The following is a 17141-nucleotide window of genomic DNA, read 5'->3' as shown; positions in this document are numbered from 1 at the left end:
ATGTATTTAACGCAATTTAACACAAGCTCCTCTCATATTTGCCGAGAAGATAATAGGGTTTGCCTGATAATTTGTCAGAAAAAACTACCAGATTTTAACACTTCCGCAACATGTCATCTAAGTGCCGGCACGCCGAAAAAGCCCTTTGCTTTACCAATTTCTACACCCTTTCATGCCCAAAGCTATGCTTTTATCGACTCAAAGCATAGCGATTACCCCGCTAAAGCATAGCTTTTGGCCGATGAAAGGGCCGCGATTATGGCCTGAAAGCATAGCTATTAAGGGTAAAAAAGCGAAGAAGAAATACCATGAAAAACGAAAAACATTGATAACCAGCGTTTTATAAACTTGCTCTACAATCGTTTATTTTCGTCCGGATCTTTTCTTTTTCAGAATAATGCCACTTTTTTGATGGTATATGTAAAGATAATTCATACGCAAAACGTACCTTGGCCATTCGCTGCTTATCATTTGACAGCGGCGCAGTCAAGGTACGTCGGTTCTGAAACGACGCTCTTCCACCATGTGTCGGCGTCGCTTCAAAAATGTTTCGTTCAGTTATGAACCAGCGTTCCGATCTCTTCGCCGTCCATCACTTTCTTCAGATTGCCCACGATATCCATATTGAAGACATAGATAGGCAGGTTGTTTTCCTTACACATCGTGGTGGCCGTAAGGTCCATCACCTTCAGTCCGCGTGTGTAAATTTCATCGTAAGTAATGTCTTTGAACTTCACGGCCGTCGGATCTTTCTCCGGGTCGGCCGTATAGATGCCGTCTACACGCGTGCCTTTCAGCATGACATCGGCCTCGATTTCAATGCCACGGAGCGAACTCCCGGTGTCGGTTGTGAAATAGGGGCTGCCTGTTCCGGCCGAGAATACGCATACGTAGCCGTCTTCCATGGCTTCAATAGCCTTCCATTTGCTGTAAAACTCGCCGATGGGTTCCATGCGGATGGCCGTCAGCACCTTTGTCTTCACGCCGATGGCACCCAGCGCGCTGCTCAATGCCAGTGAGTTAATGACCGTGGCACACATGCCCATCTGGTCGCCTTTCACGCGGTCGAAACCTTTCTGACTGCCACTCAGCCCACGGAAAATGTTGCCGCCGCCTATGACAATGCCAATTTGTACGCCCATTTCGTGAACTTCTTTAATCTGGCGGGCGTAGTCGGCCAGCCGTTCCGGATCGATACCATAATTCTGATGGCCCATCAGACTTTCGCCGCTGAGCTTCAGTAATATTCTTTTAAATCTTGCCATGAGATATTGATGATTGATTTATAGTATAAATTTCACTTCTCTAAATTCGTATTCACGGAACTTTCCGTCCTTGTCGCGCAACACCAGCAGCCCGTCGTCGCCCACCTCCACGATGGCAGCCTCGAACCTGCCGTCGCTATCTTCATACGGGTGGAAGCCCTTCCGGCGATACAAAGCCTCGTGGTAGAGAGTCGAAATGACATTGTATTGCCCGCTTTCCAGCATGCGATAGTATTTCTCGAAGACTGCGACAATCTGTTTGAACAGCAGCTCCCGGTCTATGTCGTGTCCCAGAATCTGTGCCAGTGACACCGGATTGGGCGCGTCGTTCTCAAACGTTCTTTGGTTCACGTTCAGCCCTATGCCGAATATACAGTTCTTGATGTGGCCGCTGCCGATAGATGTTTCGATGAGCGTGCCGCTCAGTTTGCGGTCGTTCCAATAGATGTCGTTGGGCCATTTCAGCGTGATACCATCCGTGTAGGTATCGAGAACTTCCTTCAGTGCCAGCGCTCCGGCCTCAGATAGCAGAAACTGACTGCGCACAGGGACCATCACGGGATGCGTCAGCACGCTGAACAGCAGGTTTTCTCCCGGCTTACTTTCCCATGTATGAGTGCCTTGTCCACGGCCTGCCGTCTGGTATTCGGCCGTCACCACCGTCATCCATTCTTCTGTTTGCGGCGCGTGTTGGCGCAGATAGCTGTTGGTGGAGTCCGTTTCAGTAAGCCTGACGACAGTTGTCGCCGGCATTTCCACGGTTGTCTTTTTCTTAAAAGGCCATTTGATCATAGTTTTTTCTTTTTGTTTGGAGGCTTGTTGCTGCCGGGTGGTTCTTCGCTTTCTACACCTTATTATATAAGTAGCGGGTTGAAAGCGTCTTCCACATGCTCCAACAAGGCCGTTTCGGCTCGGTCGCCGATGATGGAAATAATATCAAAGCGCGGTTCGTCCCATATCTGAAACTCCTTGATATAGGCGTTGGCCGCAGCTCCCAGACTTCTGATTTTGCGTGCGTTGATGGCGTCCTGCGGTCTGCTGATGACGTCCGATGTGCGGGTCTTCACTTCAACGAACACCACGGTGGTGCCGTCGGGTGTGCGGGCGATGATGTCGAGGTCGCGATGCCCCAGTCGCCAGTCGCGGTCGAGAATGGTATAACCTTTCTCCCGCAGATGTTGGCTGGCCAGTTCCTCGCCCCATTTGCCAAGGTCGTTGTGTGTTGCCATCAGGCTGTCCGTATTGTTATTATTTTACAAAAATACGATTATTATTTTATATTATTCGAATATTCGATTATTTTTGTGAATGTATCCCAGGGTTCGTGGAGCCGCCTTTATGTTCCATGGGCTGTATTGATGATTTGTGAATCTATTGTATGATATCCGGCAACTATCCTTGAAGTAAAACGATGGAAATGGAAACTAAAGACGAACAGTATATGCGCCGTGCGCTCGACGAGGCGCGGCGGGCTTTTGACGATGGCGAGATACCCGTAGGGGCTGTCGTGGTGTGTCGTGATCGCGTCATCAGCCGAGCGCATAACCTGACGGAGACCCTTCACGACGTGACGGCGCATGCCGAGATGCAGGCCATCACTTCGGCGGCCGACATGTTGGGCGGCAAGTATCTCAAGGATTGTACGCTCTACGTGACGGTAGAGCCATGCGTGATGTGTGCCGGTGCCTTAGGATGGTCGCAGATCAGTCGAGTGGTCTACGGCACCGCCGACGCAAAGCGGGGCTTCTCCCGTTTTGCTCCCCAGGCTTTTCACCCCAAGACGGAGGTGACAGGTGGCGTGCTCGAAGCCGAGTGTCGGGAACTGATGCAAGCTTTCTTTCAGCACCGAAGGTGAAAGAATCTTGAATTTGTAGCGATATCCGAGGCACAGCGACGAAGCCTGCGGCTGTATCTCTCTAAAAACTGACTAATCTTGAGCCGTCGGCCTGTTCCGTGATGGTAACTTTTACGGCGTCTTCGGGTAATAACTCCTCGATGAGTTCGGGCCATTCCATCAAGCAGAGGTTACCACTGTAGAAGTAATCTTCGTAGCCCATGTCGTAGACTTCCTCTAACTTCTTAATACGGTAGAAGTCGAAGTGGTAGATAGAGTTGCCGTTGCGGTCGGTATAATCGTTGACGAGCGAGAAGGTGGGCGACGTGATGACGTCTTCTACGCCCAAAACCTCGCAGAGAGCTTTGATGAAAGTGGTCTTGCCCGCTCCCATGTGCCCATAGAACGCGAAAACCTTGCGATCGTCCATTTGGCTGATAAACTCTTCAGCTGCTTTCAGAATATTGTCTAATGACGTGATTTTTATTTCCATCTTATTTTTGTTTCATTTTTTTTGTTTTATTGTTTTGTCCATGATGAGCAGAAAGCGCGTCATAGGGAGGGTAGCAACATGCCGTCAACGTTTTCTGGGTTTTAGCTTGATGAGAGGAATAAGCATTTCTTCCATCGAGATACCACCGTGCTGAAACGTATCTTTGTAGTATGACACATAGTAATTGTAATTATTGGGGTAGGCAAAAAAACTGTCGCCCGTGGCAAAGACGTAGGAAGTGCTCAGATTGGGCGCCGGTAGAAAAGCGTTGCCGGGGTTTTTGATTTCAAGCACTTGCTTGGGATTGAATTTCAAGTTCTTGCCCAATTTGTAGCGCAAGTTGGAATTTGTATTGCGATCGCCGATGATTTTGAGAGGCTTCGCTACCCGAATGCTTCCGTGATCGGTTGTCAGTATTACCTGAAACTCCGATGTCGATAACCATTTGAACAGTTCATAAATGCTTGAATGCCGAAACCAACTCAGCGTGATATTCCGATAAGCATTTTCATTGTGGGCTAATTCGCGCACCATCTTCGATTCTGTGCGGGCGTGGGAAAGCATGTCGATAAAGTTGATGACCATTACACAGAGATCATGTTGGGTCCATTCGCGTCTCCGTTCGAAGACCTTTGCCGCAGATTGTGAGTCATTGATTTTGTCATAGCTGAACGTGTCGTGGCGGCGGTAGCGTTCTATCTGCATGTGTATCAGTTCGGCCTCATTCAGATTCTTGCCTTCATCCTTGCCTTCGTCCACCCACAACGACGGAAACATTTGTTGAATCTGGGTCGGCATGAGCCCGCTGAAAATGGCGTTGCGGGCATATTGTGTGGCGGTGGGCAGAATGCTCATGTAAAGATCCTCTTCGATATCAAACATATCGCCGATCTCTTCTGACAGCATGCGCCACTGATCATAGCGCAAGTTGTCGATGACGATGAGCAGCACTTTTTGTTTTTGGTCGAGTAAAGGAAATATTCGGTTTTTGAAAATTTCGTGACTCATAAGTGGACGGTCTGTCTTGTTGCCGCTTCTGATGGCCTCCATCCATTCCATGTAATGGTTTCTGACGAATTTTCCGAATCCATTATTTGCCTCATTCTTTTGCATTGTAAGCATATCCGACATATTGCTGTCGCTGCCACTGAGCTCCAATTCCCATCTTGTCAGCCGCTTATAGGTTTCGATCCAGTCATCCACGGTCAGGCAATTATCTATCTGGGTGGCAATGTCCGTGAAACTTTGTTGATAACCACTCTGCGTGACTGACGTCACGATCTCCTTTTTATGGATACATTTCTTGAGCGACAGTAAGATTTGCTTTGGATGAACCGGCTTGATCAGATAATCGGCTATCTGCGAACCGATGGCTTGGTCCATGATATTCTCTTCTTCATTCTTCGTCACCATGACGATCGGCGTAGTCGGTTGAATGGCTTTGATTTCTTTCAGTGCTTCCAATCCTGATAGTCCGGGCATGATTTCATCGAGCAATATCAAGTCGAAGGATTGTTGCCGACATGCTTCAATGGCGTCGACGCCGTTGCTCACCGTCGTCACCTCGTAACCTTTCATCTTGAGGAACAAGATATGACCTTTCAAAAGCTCTATCTCATCGTCTGCCCAAAGTAATCTTCCGTTGCTCATACTTATGTTTCGTGTTAGAATCCTTCCAAGTCGTAGTATTCATCGTCCAGCTCCAGAGGTTTTGTCCGGGGCTTAGCCTGTGGCGTCTCTTTTGTCTGCGGTTGCGTTTCCTGTTCGTTTTCATCGCCGTCATAGATGATTTCAGTCGGCTCGTTCAGTAAGTTGGCGTCAGTTGGTTTGATGGCCGCGAAGTGTTCGGCATAGAATTGCTCGTAATCAGCATAGCTGAATTGTTTGCCCAGCAACTCCAGATTGGCCTTACTGATGATAAGACTGCGGGCCTTTGTAGTCAGTCGGCCGATTGATTTCTGCCGTTGCAGTTGGCGTGCGTAAAGCAGTGCCTCCTGATAATTCTGAAAACCGCCAACTTTCATGCGGCGGGCTTCGCCGTCGTTCTCAATCTCCAGTTCGAAGTTACGAATCAGATAGTTGGTGAAGTTGTAGCGTGCCATTTCGAAAAGAAGTTGGTTCTCGTTCAGCGAGTCGGGCGAATAAACTATGATATATAGGTATTCGCCTTTTGTTTCCGTGCTTAGCTGCTGTGTGGCAACGCTGTCGCTGTTGTTCATTATAGCCGTACGCCGTTGCCACAGATCAGTCATGTGGAATGGGCCGCTGTGTGGTGTCCGGCCTGCCTTGATGCCATTGACAATCGTTCCGGCCAGTTGGCTTAGTTTACTTTCGGGATAATTCTCCAGCAATAGGTTCATATCGTTCAGACAAGCCTTGACGTTACCTTCATTGAGTTGGCTCAATCCGCCGATGAATACAAACTTGTCGCGATTGGCTCCCATGGGAAACCGCTTGTCGGAGATGGCGCGATTAGCCTTGACGGTCTCGTATCGAGCCGCTTTGAAAGCGTCGTAGGTGGCGCCGTAGAGCGAGTCTTCTAACTGTTCTCCAAAGATAGCATTCTCCTTGAAATAGGGATCGGTCAGTACAGCGGTCCATTTGCTGTCCTTGAAGTGCGCTTTAAGCCGCTCAATATAGCTGTCGGCCTTAGCTTCTTGTCCCATTCTGGCGTAGAGCAGATACAGATGATAATAGGCTTCGTCCATCTGTTCAAACTTGGGATAATCATGTTCGAGCCGGCCCAATGCCTGTTGGCTCAGTCGTAGTTCGTCAAGTTTATCCTTGAAGATGATACCGGCGTGAAACAAGGCGTCGGCCAATTGCTTGTGGCTCTCGGCCTGTTGTGTTTCGCTAAGTGGTATCTGGGCCAGATAATATTCACGTTTATGCGGATTCTTCTCGTTACTTATCTCTTCTTTTGGGTTTTGGTCATTGTTATTGGCCGTCTTGACGGAGTCGGAAGCTGCTGTTTCTACGCTCTCTCCATTATCTGATTGACCGACAATAGTCTTGTTTGTGCGTTGCCAGTTGTCAATGTTGGGGCGGTCTCCCCATTTCTTTCGGAAAGTTTCTTTACCTGTATTGACCACCATTGGGTTGTAGAAGTACCAAGTGGCGTTCGATTGGTTTGGCGTGTTTATGTTACCGATTGGAGTCGTGGTTCGGTTTGTCATGCTGCCGCCGGTCTTGTTCCGGCCGGTTTTCTGTTCAGTTTGTTCAGCAGCTTCCTTTGCCTTTTCTTCCTTTTCTTTTTTCTTAAAAGCCTCGATGGCACGGTCTATGATTGCGTTTCGCTCATTTTCGGGTAGCCGGGCCAGCGTTAGGAGCGAGTCTTGCAGGGCAATGGCGTCGGTGAAAGGCACCAGTTCATCCAGAACTTTTGATCGTTCCGTCATGCTGTTATAGTGTTCCTGGCTTTTGTCGAGTAGACCGATGGATTCTGTATAACAGCGTCGGGCATTGCTAAAAGACTGTTTGTCCCAGTATAAATCCCCTAATTTCTGTAATAGAATGCCTTTGGGCCAGCCGGCTTGTGTTGCTTTTTGGTTCCCGTTCTCATAGGCTTGGATGGCCATCGTCGTATCGCGCAGGCTCAGATAGATGTTACCGATGGCATAATACACCTGATCTAAGTAGTCTTTGTTCTTTTCCGACATAGCCATACGCTTCAGTCGACTGATCATCTGCCTTTGCTGTGTCCCGGCCAGCACTTCCGTCATGCCGATTCGAGCGTTGAATTCCAGTTCGTAGGGTGGATTCATGGCCACAACTTTACGATAAGCGTTATAGGCTTCCTGTTTTTGTGCGGTTTTTTCATAAAGCTGTCCTAACAGAAACCATTCACGAGCTTTCTGTTTGCGCCGCATTTCACGATTGATTACCTTGCGCAGATAGACAATGGCTTGTGGGTAATCACCGGTATGGATATAATAGTCGGCAAAGGTATAGTCCCATTCCTTTTGAGCTTGCCAGTAGATTGAGTCTCGCTGAATAGTCCGTATCATATCTTCGGCTTCGTAGCGTGAGCCTTGTTCGATAAAGCATTTGGTGAGCCAGGCCTGTGCTTTTTGTCGGATAGGAGGTTGGGTAGCGTACAGATGAGCCATATAAGAGAATGTGGAAATGGCGTCGTCCAGTTCGCCTTCGTGAAACTGTGAGCGTCCCATCAGCAGCCATGCTTTCCATAGAAAGGGATTATACTCTTTGCGGTTGAGCCATTCTATATCTCGATTAGTTTTGCGGCGCTGCTTATCCCACACAGGGCGCCGCTTGATACTATGCAGTTTGATGGTTTTCTGGCATTTTTCAATCGCTCTATCAAAGTTTCCTTTGCCTATCGTTATGCTTTTCTTGTTGCCGATATAGTATAGTGGCAGCAGTTCGGTGTAGTTGTCCTGATGGCCGTTTTCTTTCTCCAGACTGCCTTCGATATAGGCTTGCGTACCATTATAGTAAGTATTATATCGTGCGTGAAAGGCATGCCACCATCTCGACCTCGTCGTATTCTGTTGGGTCGAGCATGCTGTCAGAAGCAGAACTGTCAGCAGCGACAGCAAAGATATATTTTTCGATAGCGTTTTCATCGGCGATTTTCAGTTGCGACAAAGGAGTTTGATGATTCTTGTAAGAGCGTATAGCAGAATGCTGACGAAGATAATCGACGCTCCGGACGGCACATTGAGCGCGTAGCTGATAAGCAGGCCGAGCAGGCAGTCGATCCATCCGATGAGTATGCTCCAGCCAATCATCTTCTTATAATTGAATGTCAGCAGGTTGGCTGTCATCTGTGGAATTGTCAACAGACTGATGGCCAGCACGATACCGATCATCCGCAGCGTCGATACGATGGTGATCGCTATCAATGCCATCATCACGTATTCGGTCGTCTTGACAGGTAATTGTTGCGAAAGGGCAAAGGTGCGGTCGAAGGCTACGCTGATGATAAGGCGGAAAAACAAGGCGAATACAATCATGACAACTATGGCCAGCAGTCCTAATAAGCATAAGTCGGCTGTTCCGATGATCAGAATGTTGCCGAATAAGAAGGACGGTAAGTCGGTCATAAAGCCCGGCGTAAGAAAGCTAAAGATAATTCCAATACTCATACCGAGGGTCCAGAAGAGCGCGATGGCAGAGTCTTCGCGCACGTCGGTCTTCCTTGACATCCATTGAACGCCAAACGCGCACATCACCGCAAAGGCTATGGCAGAGAGAATTGGATTGATACCGAGGTACACTCCTAAGCCTATGCCGCCAAAGGAAGCATGCGTAATGCCGCCGCTGATAAACACCAACCGCCGCGTCACGATGTAAGTACCGATAAATCCGCACACAATGCTGGCCAGTAATGAGCCGATCAGCGCGTTTTGAAAGAAAGTATATTGAAGAATCTCCACTGTTTTGATTTTGAAAAAGATAATCGACGAGACTGTCGTCTACAGGTTGTCTGTCAGCGCAAAAACCTCGTCTTTAAGCTGATTGGGCAGATTTACGCCTCGTAACGTGAGGCTTCGGGTCCATCCTTTCACCTCATCGGGACGCATGGTATAAAGCACTTCGGAGAATTGTTCTACCTCTTGCTCCGTATAAGTGTCCGACTCGCGCCCCCGGAACGCGTCGAGTTCCTCGTCGTCATAATATTCTATATCCTTAATGGCGGCCTCCATCATACATTCCTGTTCGCATTTATCGTTCTCTCCGTTACACGTATTACATGATTCCTGTACCGGAACAGGTGCTTCTGTGCTGTCGGCAGATCGGCTGAAAAGCGTAAACAGGGCTGTGACGAGACCTAATGCCACTAATATAATTACCAAATAAAGCATTTCGGTCTGCGTTATGGTTTTTCGTTAATATCGAAGCCGACCCGCTTCAAGTCGTCCCAGAAGTGTGGATAGGACTTACTGACCACTTCGGGATGATTGATTCGAATGCTTCCCAGCTTCATGGCCATCGGTGCCAAAGCCATGGCCATGCGATGATCTTCGTAGGTGTTGATGGCTTCACCCGTGGGGACACAGCGCTCTCCGGTCCAAACCAGCGTGTCGTCGTTCTCGTCCGTCAATATGAATCCTAATTTCCGTAATTCCGTTTTCAATGCCACGACGCGGTCGGTCTCTTTGATCTTCAGACTGGCAAGCCCCGTGAAGCGGAACGGAATGCCCATTCCGCAACAAGTTACCACCAAAGTTTGGGTCAGGTCGGGCGAGTTGACAAAGTCGTAGTCAAGTCGTGGCAACATGCACCGATGGCGTTTCAGTCTTACCGTCGTCAGTTTGCAGGCGTCGGTGCTGGCAAACTGTGTTTTCACGCCCAGCAATGAGAAAATGTATTTCACCACGGAGTCGCCCTGTTTTGATCCGTCCATGAGCCCTTCCAAGGCTATTTGAGCATTATCGTCGGCTGAAAGTGCCATCATTTCGTACCAATAGCTCGACGCGCTCCAGTCGTTTTCTATCAGATAGGGCCGGCTCTTGTAGGCCGAAGGGCTCACGGTGATGGTGTCGATGTCGCTCCAGTCGGCCACGGCGCCGAACTCGCGCATGGTGCAAAGCGTCAAATCGATGTAGGGGCGCGACACGATTTCGCCCGTCATGCGCAGTTCCAATCCTTTTTGCAATACGGGACCGATCATCAACAGGGCCGAAATGTATTGTGAACTGACGTTGCCCGGTATGTCTAAATGGCCGCCTTCAATCTGTTTGCCATTGATAAGCAGTGGCGGAAACCCCTCTTCGCCCAAGTACTGAATGTCGGCTCCGAGATAGTGCAGGGCGTTGACAAGAATGCGGATGGGGCGTTGCTTCATGCGTTTAGTGCCTGTGATGGCATGTGTTCCGGCCGTGCAGGAGAGGTAGGCCGTCAGGAATCGCATGGCCGTACCGGCAGCCTTGATGTCGATTTCGGCCGGCATGTCGCGCAAGGCACGTATCATCACTTCGGTATCGTCACAATCTGAGAGGTTCTGTGGCAGTATGTCGCCCCCCGACAGCGCGTGGATGATCAGCGCCCGATTGCTGATACTCTTGGAAGCGGGTAGCTGAATGTGGGCCTGAAGCTTGGTGGGCGGCGTTATGGTGTAAGTAGTCATGATGAAACCGTGGCTGAAAGAGAAAAGTATTTAGTAGGAAAAAGTGCCGTGTTCCACAATAATGTCGCTTGCCGACCGGGTCGCACGTGTCGTCTTGTCTTTTCTCGGCCCCGGCATGAGCAGGCCGTAGTAGAGTATTTGTCGCATGCGCTCACTCTGATTCTTCGAAAATTTGTAAGCCAGCGTAATGGCATAGTCCATGATGTTGGCCGAAATGTAATTTTCGCCATTGCACGATGAACGGCGAGCCAACATTTCTACACTCAGTGTTCCCGTCGCGTTATTGAGTGTCTCCTGTAAGGTGTTCTCATATTCTATGCGGTTATAGCTGGGCGTATCTTTGCAGTAATCCGTATCTTTGCAGTCGTTCAAAAAGCCGTTTTCATCCTCTGCGAATACGTGAGTTAATCCTAAGTAATGTCCCAGTTCGTGAGCCAGCGTTACATTGGCGTCTGTTGGCGTATAGGTATACCCATAGCGACCTTTGTCGGTGCCATAACGAGATGACTCCTGATAGACATAACTGCTGTTGAGACAGGAACAATGCGTATAATTCAGATTAGCTTTGGTAATGGTGTGGCCGTTGGTTTTCACTTTTTGGAGGCCTTCCAGCGCATGTTCGTCATCGTTCATGACGGGCATACTGGTAACACCCATGATATTGCTGTACTCCTCTCCCTTGTTTGCCGCAAAAGGAAACACCATTACGTTGATGTATTCATTAAGATCCCAAAGGTATTTTTTATTGTCGGCTGACGAGATAAATTCTTCCTGATTGATGGGAAACGTACCATCGTAGCGAATGTATTCAACGCCGGGTGTACTCAATTTTTGCCCCTGAGCATTATGAGTGGCCGCAAGAAAACGAATGTTCAGGTTTTCACTTTCGCCATAAATACCTCCTTGGTAAATCTCATTCACGCGGTTAAGAAGCATGCGCAGTCGTCCGTCGTGGATATACTGTGTTGTGTCGCTTGCGTCTTTATAGAAAACGTGAAAAATAACAGGCAGCTTATAGGTGTATTGGTCGTTGATGACTGCCGTAGTGTTGTCGTCATCCAGATCGATAACTTCTGTCGGAGACAGGTCGTCTTCGCTCTTGCAACTTTGCAATAAGCCCATGGCTGTTATGGCGAAGATGAGCCAATAGATTTTCTTCATCTTGATTCTGTGCGATATTATAAAGAGGTAGCGTCAGACATGGTTTAGTAAGATAAATTCCATGACTTGGGCTTATGCCTCTTTGTTTCTACAAAGTTACTGAAAATGGCATGAAAATCATCAATAGAACACACTTTTAAAATATTTTAATTGATTTTGTTCGCTCGATTTATAATTTATCATTACCTTTGCAACCGCTTACAAAAAGAGCATTGTTCGGGATGTAGCGCAGTTGGTAGCGCACACGTCTGGGGGGCGCGAGGTCGCCAGTTCGAGTCTGGTCATCCCGACACAAGCAGTAAATAAAGGGCTTGAATCCAATGGATTTGAGCCCTTTCTTTTTACTTTCGTATTGCAGCCGCTATGCTTTTGCGGTCTATTTGCCCGGCAGTTTTCTTCTTTTTAATTCATAATATCACTCTAAATGTCGGATGAACCGAAAATGAAAGCAAGCGGAACGATTCATTCGGAACAATCTTTACATTTGTGTTTAAATGCTTGAAGAATTTGCGACGAAAAGTTTTTTGTCGGGAAATAGGCTGATTTTTGGCGGATTGGTATTTGGTTGTGAATCAGCGACTTGCGAAATCCGGCAAAAAAAACACTCGATTATAAGCGCTAATCGCTGTGCTTTTACGTCCCGAAAGCTGTCCTTTGAACTCGCGAAAGCATAGCGATGAGGAGGTAAAAGGGCCGCTTTCGGGACGTAAAAGCATGTCGATGACCATACCGGAGGGCTGTTTACGGGCGGAAAGAGCTGTCGAATGCCACTTCCGAACGCTGGATGGGGTTGTCCGGAAGTGTTAAAAATAGGGATAAAATATTTACAAAATGGGTGGAAACGGTGTGCCAATGACCCGTTGCGGCTGGTGGTACGGTGCCGTCCGAAAAGTGTTGACCTTACGACGTCGGCTTACTTGCGCATGAGCCACTGTCGGGTGGCCCCGTCAAACTTCTCGATAGCGTAGCGCAACATGGTACGAGGCATTTCCTGCCGGTGGGCTTCCACATAATCGTAGAGCCGTTCGGAGTCTTTCTTTCCGGCCTCACGCAGCATCCATCCGATGGCCTTGTGCATGAGGTCGTGGGGATGCGACATCATCTTCGTGGCCAACCGGTAGGTATCTTCCAGGTCGCCCCGGCGGATAAACGTGTGTGTGGCGACCATGGCGATGCGGTTTTCCCACAACAGCGGACTCTCGGCCAGCCGATAGAGTCGGTCACGTGGCTTGTCGATCAGGTAGCCGCCTACAATCTGCGGCGCCGAGAGATCGACGAGGTCCCAGTTGTTGATGCGGTCGGTCATAGAGAGATAGAAGTTGAAAATCTCCTTACTCACCTCTTTATGAGCTTGCAGGACGAGGATGAAGAGGCCGCATAGGCGCATCTCGTGCCACGGGCTGCCCAGCAATTCCCTGACGGTGTCGAGCGATGCGTCCTTAAACTCTTTGGCTACGACCCTGATCTTAGGTACGACGACGCCCATAAAGCGGTCGCCTTCGCCATACTCTCCCTTGCCCGTCTTGAAGAAATGGGGCAGAAACAATCTCTTTTCTTCGGAATGCAAGGCCTGTAGCGCTTCGTAAATGTCGTTGGTCTGTTGCGTCATTGTTGTCATTATTTCGTATCGTTAGTGTACACGGTTTTCCTTTTTTTCATATATCCATGTCGCTGTTTGCCGTTTTTCATTCGCTTTCAATGGCAAAATACACGAAAATTCTCATATACAATATTTGATTTCGGAAATAATCCGCGTCGTAACCATTGAAACGGAAGCGTACGCGACATTGCAAATCAAGATTTTGGAATATCGGCAAAGTGTGGGACAATAGAACGATTGTTTCGGAATTACACCTTATTGTATTATTGCGTACCGGACATCTGCGCAAGTAGAAGCGTAAGTTTGTTGAACAAGGTTTGACGGATTGTCATAGATTTTGTATCTTTGCATAAGATAGGCTGCGCTCGGCAATCTGAAAGTAAACTTTCATTGCGCTCGCTTGCACTATCTTTGTGACATATTTGATGGCTATGGACAGGAAAATCAAAGCTCTGTTTTTCGATATCGACGGCACCTTGGTCAGTTTTGTGACCCATCGGGTGCCCGATTCGGCCGTTGCGGCCTTGGAAGAAGCCCATCGCAACGGCGTGAAAATCTATATATCGACCGGTCGTCCCGTCCGTTTGATTGTAAATCTACAGCAGATAGACAAACTTATTGATGGCTATGTGTCTACCAGCGGCGCCTATTGTTTCGTGGGCAAGGAGACCGTTCGCTGTGAACCTATGCTTCGGGAGGATGTCGATACGGTGCTACGGGCCTGTCGGGCGTGGAGCGTTCCCGTCGTCGTGGTGGGTACGTCGAAGGTGGCCGACTATCAGGACAATGGGGCGATAGACCGTTCTTTCAGGGTGGGGCTGGGCCTCAGAGACTTTCATTTTGACAGTCTGGACGAGGTGATGCGGGAACCCATTCTGCAACTTACGCCTTTTTTCTCGCCCCGGCAGGAAGCCGAAATTATGCCGAAACTCAAGCGTTGCACGAGCGGCAGGTGGACTGACGCCTTTGTCGATATCACTTCGGTGAAGGCCGACAAGGGTATTGGTTTGCGGGCCATGGCCGACCATGAAGGCTTCGGTATCGCCGAGACGATGGCTTTTGGCGACGGTGGTAATGACATTCCTATCTTGCGTGCGGCCGGTATCGGCGTGGCCATGGGCAACGGGCGTGATGATGTGAAGGCGATGGCCGACTATGTGACGACCCATATTGATGACGACGGCATTGCCAATGCTCTCCATCACTTCAGTATTATTTAACCGGCAATTTCTTATTTAACATTTCTAATATCACATTTTATGAAAAAAATGATCGTTACGGCTCTGTTGGCAGGATTGACTCTGCCGATGATGGCCCAGAAAGCGGCCGAGGATTCTACGGCTTGGAAGTCGCGAATGCAGTGGTTTAAGGACGCAAAGCTCGGTATTTTTATCCATTGGGGCATTTACGCGGTGGACGGTGTGTCGGAAAGTTGGTCGTTCCATAATGAGCGAGTGCCTTACAAGGACTACATGGCCCAGGCCAAACGTTTCACGGGCAGCAAGTGGAACGCCAAGGATTGGGTGGATTTGATTAAGGAGAGTGGCGCCCGGTATGCCGTGATGACCACAAAGCACCATGACGGCGTGGCGCTGTGGGACACCAAGGCGGGCAAACTCAGTACCGTGAAGACGACGAAAGCGAAGAAAGACTTCATCACTCCTTTTGTTGACGAACTGCGAAAGCAGGGACTGATGGTCGGTCTCTACTATTCCTTGCTCGACTGGAGTCATGCCGATTATCCTAATTTCACGAAGAGCGTGACACGCTATAAGATTGCTGAAGACCCCAAGCGGTGGAACCGTTTTGTAGATTTCAACTTTGCGCAGCTTGGAGAATTGCGTAACCGATTCAATCCTGACTTGTGGTGGTTTGACGGCGATTGGGAGCAGAGCGCGGCCGACTGGCACGCCCCAAAGCTGGTGACATTTCTGCGAGAGAGCAATCCCAATGTCGTCATCAACAGCCGTGTGCAAGGCTATGGCGACTATGCCACGCCCGAGGTGGGCGGTCCTGTTCAGCAGCCGACCGATCCTTATTGGGAACTTTGCATGACGATGAACGACTCTTGGGGCTATCAGCCTAAGGACACGCTGTTCAAGTCGCCTTACGAATTGCTGCGTTCGTTCTGCGACTGCCTGAGCATGGGTGGCAATCTGCTGCTCGACTTTGGTCCGCGCGAGGACGGAACGATTCCCGAACCTGAAGTGGCCATACTGAAAGAGTTCGGTCGGTGGACGGCCAAGCACCATGAGGCAATCTACGGAACCGACGCCGGTGTCTACAAAGATGCCTTCCAGGGTTACACCACCTTGAGCAAGGATCATCGTACGCTATACCTCTTTATTCCCTATCGGCCGCATGGCGAGGTAGAGGTGAAGGGCCTGTTGACGAAGCTCAAAGGCGCACGCGTGGTCGGAAGTAACAAGCCGCTGCGCTGGAAAATATATAATGAGGCCGACTGGCGGGCCGAACCGGGGAACCTCTACGTAGAGATTCCGGAGGAGGAACTGGACAGTGAGATTACGGTCGTAGCTCTCGATTTGGAGGAACCCATCAAGATGTATGTGAAGCAAGATGTGCGTCAGTTTCAGCAATAATAGCTGAGACGAGGCCGCTGATTAAGCAATATGTTGCTAAAAAGCGGCTTTGTGTTATCAATTTGCCATTAATGATTTTTATTTTACAAACCCATTCGTAAGCGGTATGTTTGCGAATGGGTTTGTTTTTTGATGTGTTTAACTACTAAAACTATCAAAGTGTCATATTTACTCCGTATGGAATGCTTGTTCTAAGCAGTATGGTTTACAAATTGTAAGTATAATGTGTTAAATTGTTCGCTTTTAATTTGAAACCATGTTGCTAAATTCTAATCGATTCGTAGTGGAAAAATAGTTACGAAATAACGTTAAAATATTTGCGTGGTTCCAAAAGAAATACATATATTTGCATCAGAATTACAAGCAATCTATTACGATATAACAATTAAACAATGAAAAAAATCCTTTTGTTAGCGGTAGTTTTATCGGTATCTATTACCGGTTTTGGTCGTCAGCGCTTAGTGGTTGATAACGCGAAGGTTGTGGCTGACACGATTTTCTACGCAGATAACATGCAGAGTGTGGCTAATCGCGCCGATGCAAGTTATTATCGTCTGCTCAAAACGCAGAACATAGGTCTCAAGAAGCAAGAGGTTTTCCAGGATTTCTACATGAACGGGACCTTGAAAGCTGAAGGTGGTTATAGTTTTATTGATTTAGGAAACGACGCGAACACCGTTCTGAATGGTGAGGTTACGACTTTCTATAAAAACGGCATGGAATGTTGGCATGGCAATTACATCAATGGGAAGCGCCATGGTTACTTCACTTTGCAGATGCGAGACGGCGGAATTGCTGTCGTGCAGTTTGAAAACGGTAAGTCAAAGTTTGATTACTTTACTGTGACCCATAAGGATGGAACGATGCAGAAGCGTCCTATTAACGAATTGAAATCTCTCTTATAAGATAAATTTACAAAAGTCTCTATTTAAAAAACATTATTCAGAAAGGCCTGCTTCGTGAGAAACGGGCCTTTTATTTTTGCGTTGCGATGTAATTTCAGTTGCAAAGCGATGAATCGGGGTCAGTAGAAAATTAATGGGACAGGTTTACAGGTATCGATGATATCTACCGCGCCCTGAATTATCTTTACAT

The 17141-nt window shown here is 48.4% G+C and carries 15 protein-coding genes and 1 tRNA gene; 5 read left to right on the top strand and 11 right to left on the bottom strand.

Annotation, left to right across the window (positions count from 1 at the left end):
- Positions 1–554: 554 nt before the first annotated feature.
- The 3 genes from pyrH to JHU38_RS07325 form a co-directional block, all read right to left on the bottom strand.
- Positions 555–1265, bottom strand: a complete 711-nt coding sequence (pyrH, locus tag JHU38_RS07335) for a UMP kinase (protein ID WP_107581292.1) — start codon at positions 1263–1265, stop codon at positions 555–557.
- An 18-nt stretch (positions 1266–1283) separates the two neighbouring features.
- Positions 1284–2057 (bottom strand): biotin--[acetyl-CoA-carboxylase] ligase, encoded by a 774-nt coding sequence (locus JHU38_RS07330; protein WP_107581291.1) that lies wholly within the window; start codon positions 2055–2057, stop codon positions 1284–1286.
- A gap of 62 nt (positions 2058–2119) precedes the next feature.
- Entirely contained in the window at positions 2120–2494 is a 375-nt protein-coding gene (locus JHU38_RS07325; RefSeq protein WP_107581290.1) for a YraN family protein, read from the bottom strand.
- Positions 2495–2676: 182 nt separating this feature from the next.
- Between JHU38_RS07325 and JHU38_RS07320 the strand changes: the two genes are divergently transcribed.
- Positions 2677–3120, top strand: coding sequence for a nucleoside deaminase (locus tag JHU38_RS07320; protein WP_107581289.1), 444 nt, complete (start codon positions 2677–2679; stop codon positions 3118–3120).
- A gap of 61 nt (positions 3121–3181) precedes the next feature.
- Here JHU38_RS07320 and tsaE read toward each other — a convergent pair whose 3' ends face one another.
- The 7 genes from tsaE to JHU38_RS07285 form a co-directional block, all read right to left on the bottom strand.
- On the bottom strand, positions 3182–3592 hold the full coding sequence (tsaE, locus tag JHU38_RS07315) for a tRNA (adenosine(37)-N6)-threonylcarbamoyltransferase complex ATPase subunit type 1 TsaE (RefSeq protein ID WP_107581288.1): 411 nt from the start codon (positions 3590–3592) through the stop codon (positions 3182–3184).
- An 84-nt stretch (positions 3593–3676) separates the two neighbouring features.
- Positions 3677–5242 carry a T9SS response regulator signal transducer PorX gene (gene porX / locus JHU38_RS07310; protein WP_107581287.1) on the bottom strand — a complete coding sequence of 522 codons (1566 nt, stop codon included), beginning with the start codon at positions 5240–5242 and terminating at the stop codon, positions 3677–3679.
- 14 nt (positions 5243–5256) lie between these two features.
- Positions 5257–8178 carry a type IX secretion system periplasmic lipoprotein PorW/SprE gene (porW, locus tag JHU38_RS07305; protein ID WP_107581286.1) on the bottom strand — a complete coding sequence of 974 codons (2922 nt, stop codon included), beginning with the start codon at positions 8176–8178 and terminating at the stop codon, positions 5257–5259.
- A gap of 9 nt (positions 8179–8187) precedes the next feature.
- Entirely contained in the window at positions 8188–8991 is an 804-nt protein-coding gene (locus JHU38_RS07300; RefSeq protein ID WP_107581285.1) for a metal ABC transporter permease, read from the bottom strand.
- 39 nt (positions 8992–9030) lie between these two features.
- Positions 9031–9420, bottom strand: a complete 390-nt coding sequence (locus tag JHU38_RS07295; RefSeq protein WP_107581284.1) for a hypothetical protein — start codon at positions 9418–9420, stop codon at positions 9031–9033.
- An 11-nt stretch (positions 9421–9431) separates the two neighbouring features.
- Positions 9432–10685 (bottom strand): 3-phosphoshikimate 1-carboxyvinyltransferase, encoded by a 1254-nt coding sequence (locus JHU38_RS07290; protein WP_107581283.1) that lies wholly within the window; start codon positions 10683–10685, stop codon positions 9432–9434.
- A 30-nt stretch (positions 10686–10715) separates the two neighbouring features.
- Positions 10716–11846 carry a zinc-dependent metalloproteinase lipoprotein gene (locus JHU38_RS07285; RefSeq protein WP_107581282.1) on the bottom strand — a complete coding sequence of 377 codons (1131 nt, stop codon included), beginning with the start codon at positions 11844–11846 and terminating at the stop codon, positions 10716–10718.
- Between the two features lie 217 nt (positions 11847–12063).
- On the opposite strand from JHU38_RS07285, the gene JHU38_RS07280 reads away from it, so the two are divergent.
- Positions 12064–12136: transfer RNA gene (locus JHU38_RS07280), tRNA-Pro, on the top strand.
- A gap of 623 nt (positions 12137–12759) precedes the next feature.
- Here JHU38_RS07280 and JHU38_RS07275 read toward each other — a convergent pair.
- Positions 12760–13455: a DNA alkylation repair protein gene (locus JHU38_RS07275; protein ID WP_107581281.1), complete on the bottom strand. Its 696-nt coding sequence runs from the start codon at positions 13453–13455 to the stop codon at positions 12760–12762.
- Positions 13456–13877: 422 nt separating this feature from the next.
- Here JHU38_RS07275 and JHU38_RS07270 point away from each other — a divergent pair, with 422 nt between their 5' ends.
- From JHU38_RS07270 to JHU38_RS07260, 3 genes are all read left to right on the top strand, one after another.
- Positions 13878–14666 carry a Cof-type HAD-IIB family hydrolase gene (locus JHU38_RS07270; protein ID WP_107582316.1) on the top strand — a complete coding sequence of 263 codons (789 nt, stop codon included), beginning with the start codon at positions 13878–13880 and terminating at the stop codon, positions 14664–14666.
- Positions 14667–14705: 39 nt separating this feature from the next.
- Positions 14706–16046, top strand: a complete 1341-nt coding sequence (locus JHU38_RS07265; protein ID WP_107581280.1) for an alpha-L-fucosidase — start codon at positions 14706–14708, stop codon at positions 16044–16046.
- A gap of 392 nt (positions 16047–16438) precedes the next feature.
- The gene (locus tag JHU38_RS07260) at positions 16439–16951 is read left to right on the top strand and encodes a VCBS domain-containing protein (RefSeq protein WP_107581279.1); all 513 of its coding nucleotides are present in this window, start codon (positions 16439–16441) and stop codon (positions 16949–16951) included.
- Positions 16952–17141 lie beyond the last annotated feature (190 nt).

Origin of the sequence: Prevotella illustrans (assembly GCF_017426725.1) — a bacterium.
In the GTDB taxonomy this organism is placed as follows: domain Bacteria; phylum Bacteroidota; class Bacteroidia; order Bacteroidales; family Bacteroidaceae; genus Prevotella; species Prevotella illustrans.
This window is presented reverse-complemented; position numbering and strand designations above follow the sequence as displayed.

Bases quoted from the DNA above. Each gene is read 5' to 3' on its own strand.
- JHU38_RS07285 (WP_107581282.1), bottom strand. From the start codon at position 11,846: ATGAAGAAAATCTATTGGCTCATCTTCGCCATAACAGCCATGGGCTTA.
- porW (WP_107581286.1), bottom strand. From the start codon at position 8,178: ATGAAAACGCTATCGAAAAATATATCTTTGCTGTCGCTGCTGACAGTT.
- JHU38_RS07290 (WP_107581283.1), bottom strand. From the start codon at position 10,685: ATGACTACTTACACCATAACGCCGCCCACCAAGCTTCAGGCCCACATT.
- JHU38_RS07270 (WP_107582316.1), top strand. From the start codon at position 13,878: ATGGACAGGAAAATCAAAGCTCTGTTTTTCGATATCGACGGCACCTTG.
- JHU38_RS07295 (WP_107581284.1), bottom strand. From the start codon at position 9,420: ATGCTTTATTTGGTAATTATATTAGTGGCATTAGGTCTCGTCACAGCC.
- pyrH (WP_107581292.1), bottom strand. From the start codon at position 1,265: ATGGCAAGATTTAAAAGAATATTACTGAAGCTCAGCGGCGAAAGTCTG.
- tsaE (WP_107581288.1), bottom strand. From the start codon at position 3,592: ATGGAAATAAAAATCACGTCATTAGACAATATTCTGAAAGCAGCTGAA.
- JHU38_RS07320 (WP_107581289.1), top strand. From the start codon at position 2,677: ATGGAAATGGAAACTAAAGACGAACAGTATATGCGCCGTGCGCTCGAC.
- JHU38_RS07260 (WP_107581279.1), top strand. From the start codon at position 16,439: ATGAAAAAAATCCTTTTGTTAGCGGTAGTTTTATCGGTATCTATTACC.
- JHU38_RS07275 (WP_107581281.1), bottom strand. From the start codon at position 13,455: ATGACGCAACAGACCAACGACATTTACGAAGCGCTACAGGCCTTGCAT.
- JHU38_RS07325 (WP_107581290.1), bottom strand. From the start codon at position 2,494: ATGGCAACACACAACGACCTTGGCAAATGGGGCGAGGAACTGGCCAGC.
- JHU38_RS07330 (WP_107581291.1), bottom strand. From the start codon at position 2,057: ATGATCAAATGGCCTTTTAAGAAAAAGACAACCGTGGAAATGCCGGCG.
- JHU38_RS07265 (WP_107581280.1), top strand. From the start codon at position 14,706: ATGAAAAAAATGATCGTTACGGCTCTGTTGGCAGGATTGACTCTGCCG.
- porX (WP_107581287.1), bottom strand. From the start codon at position 5,242: ATGAGCAACGGAAGATTACTTTGGGCAGACGATGAGATAGAGCTTTTG.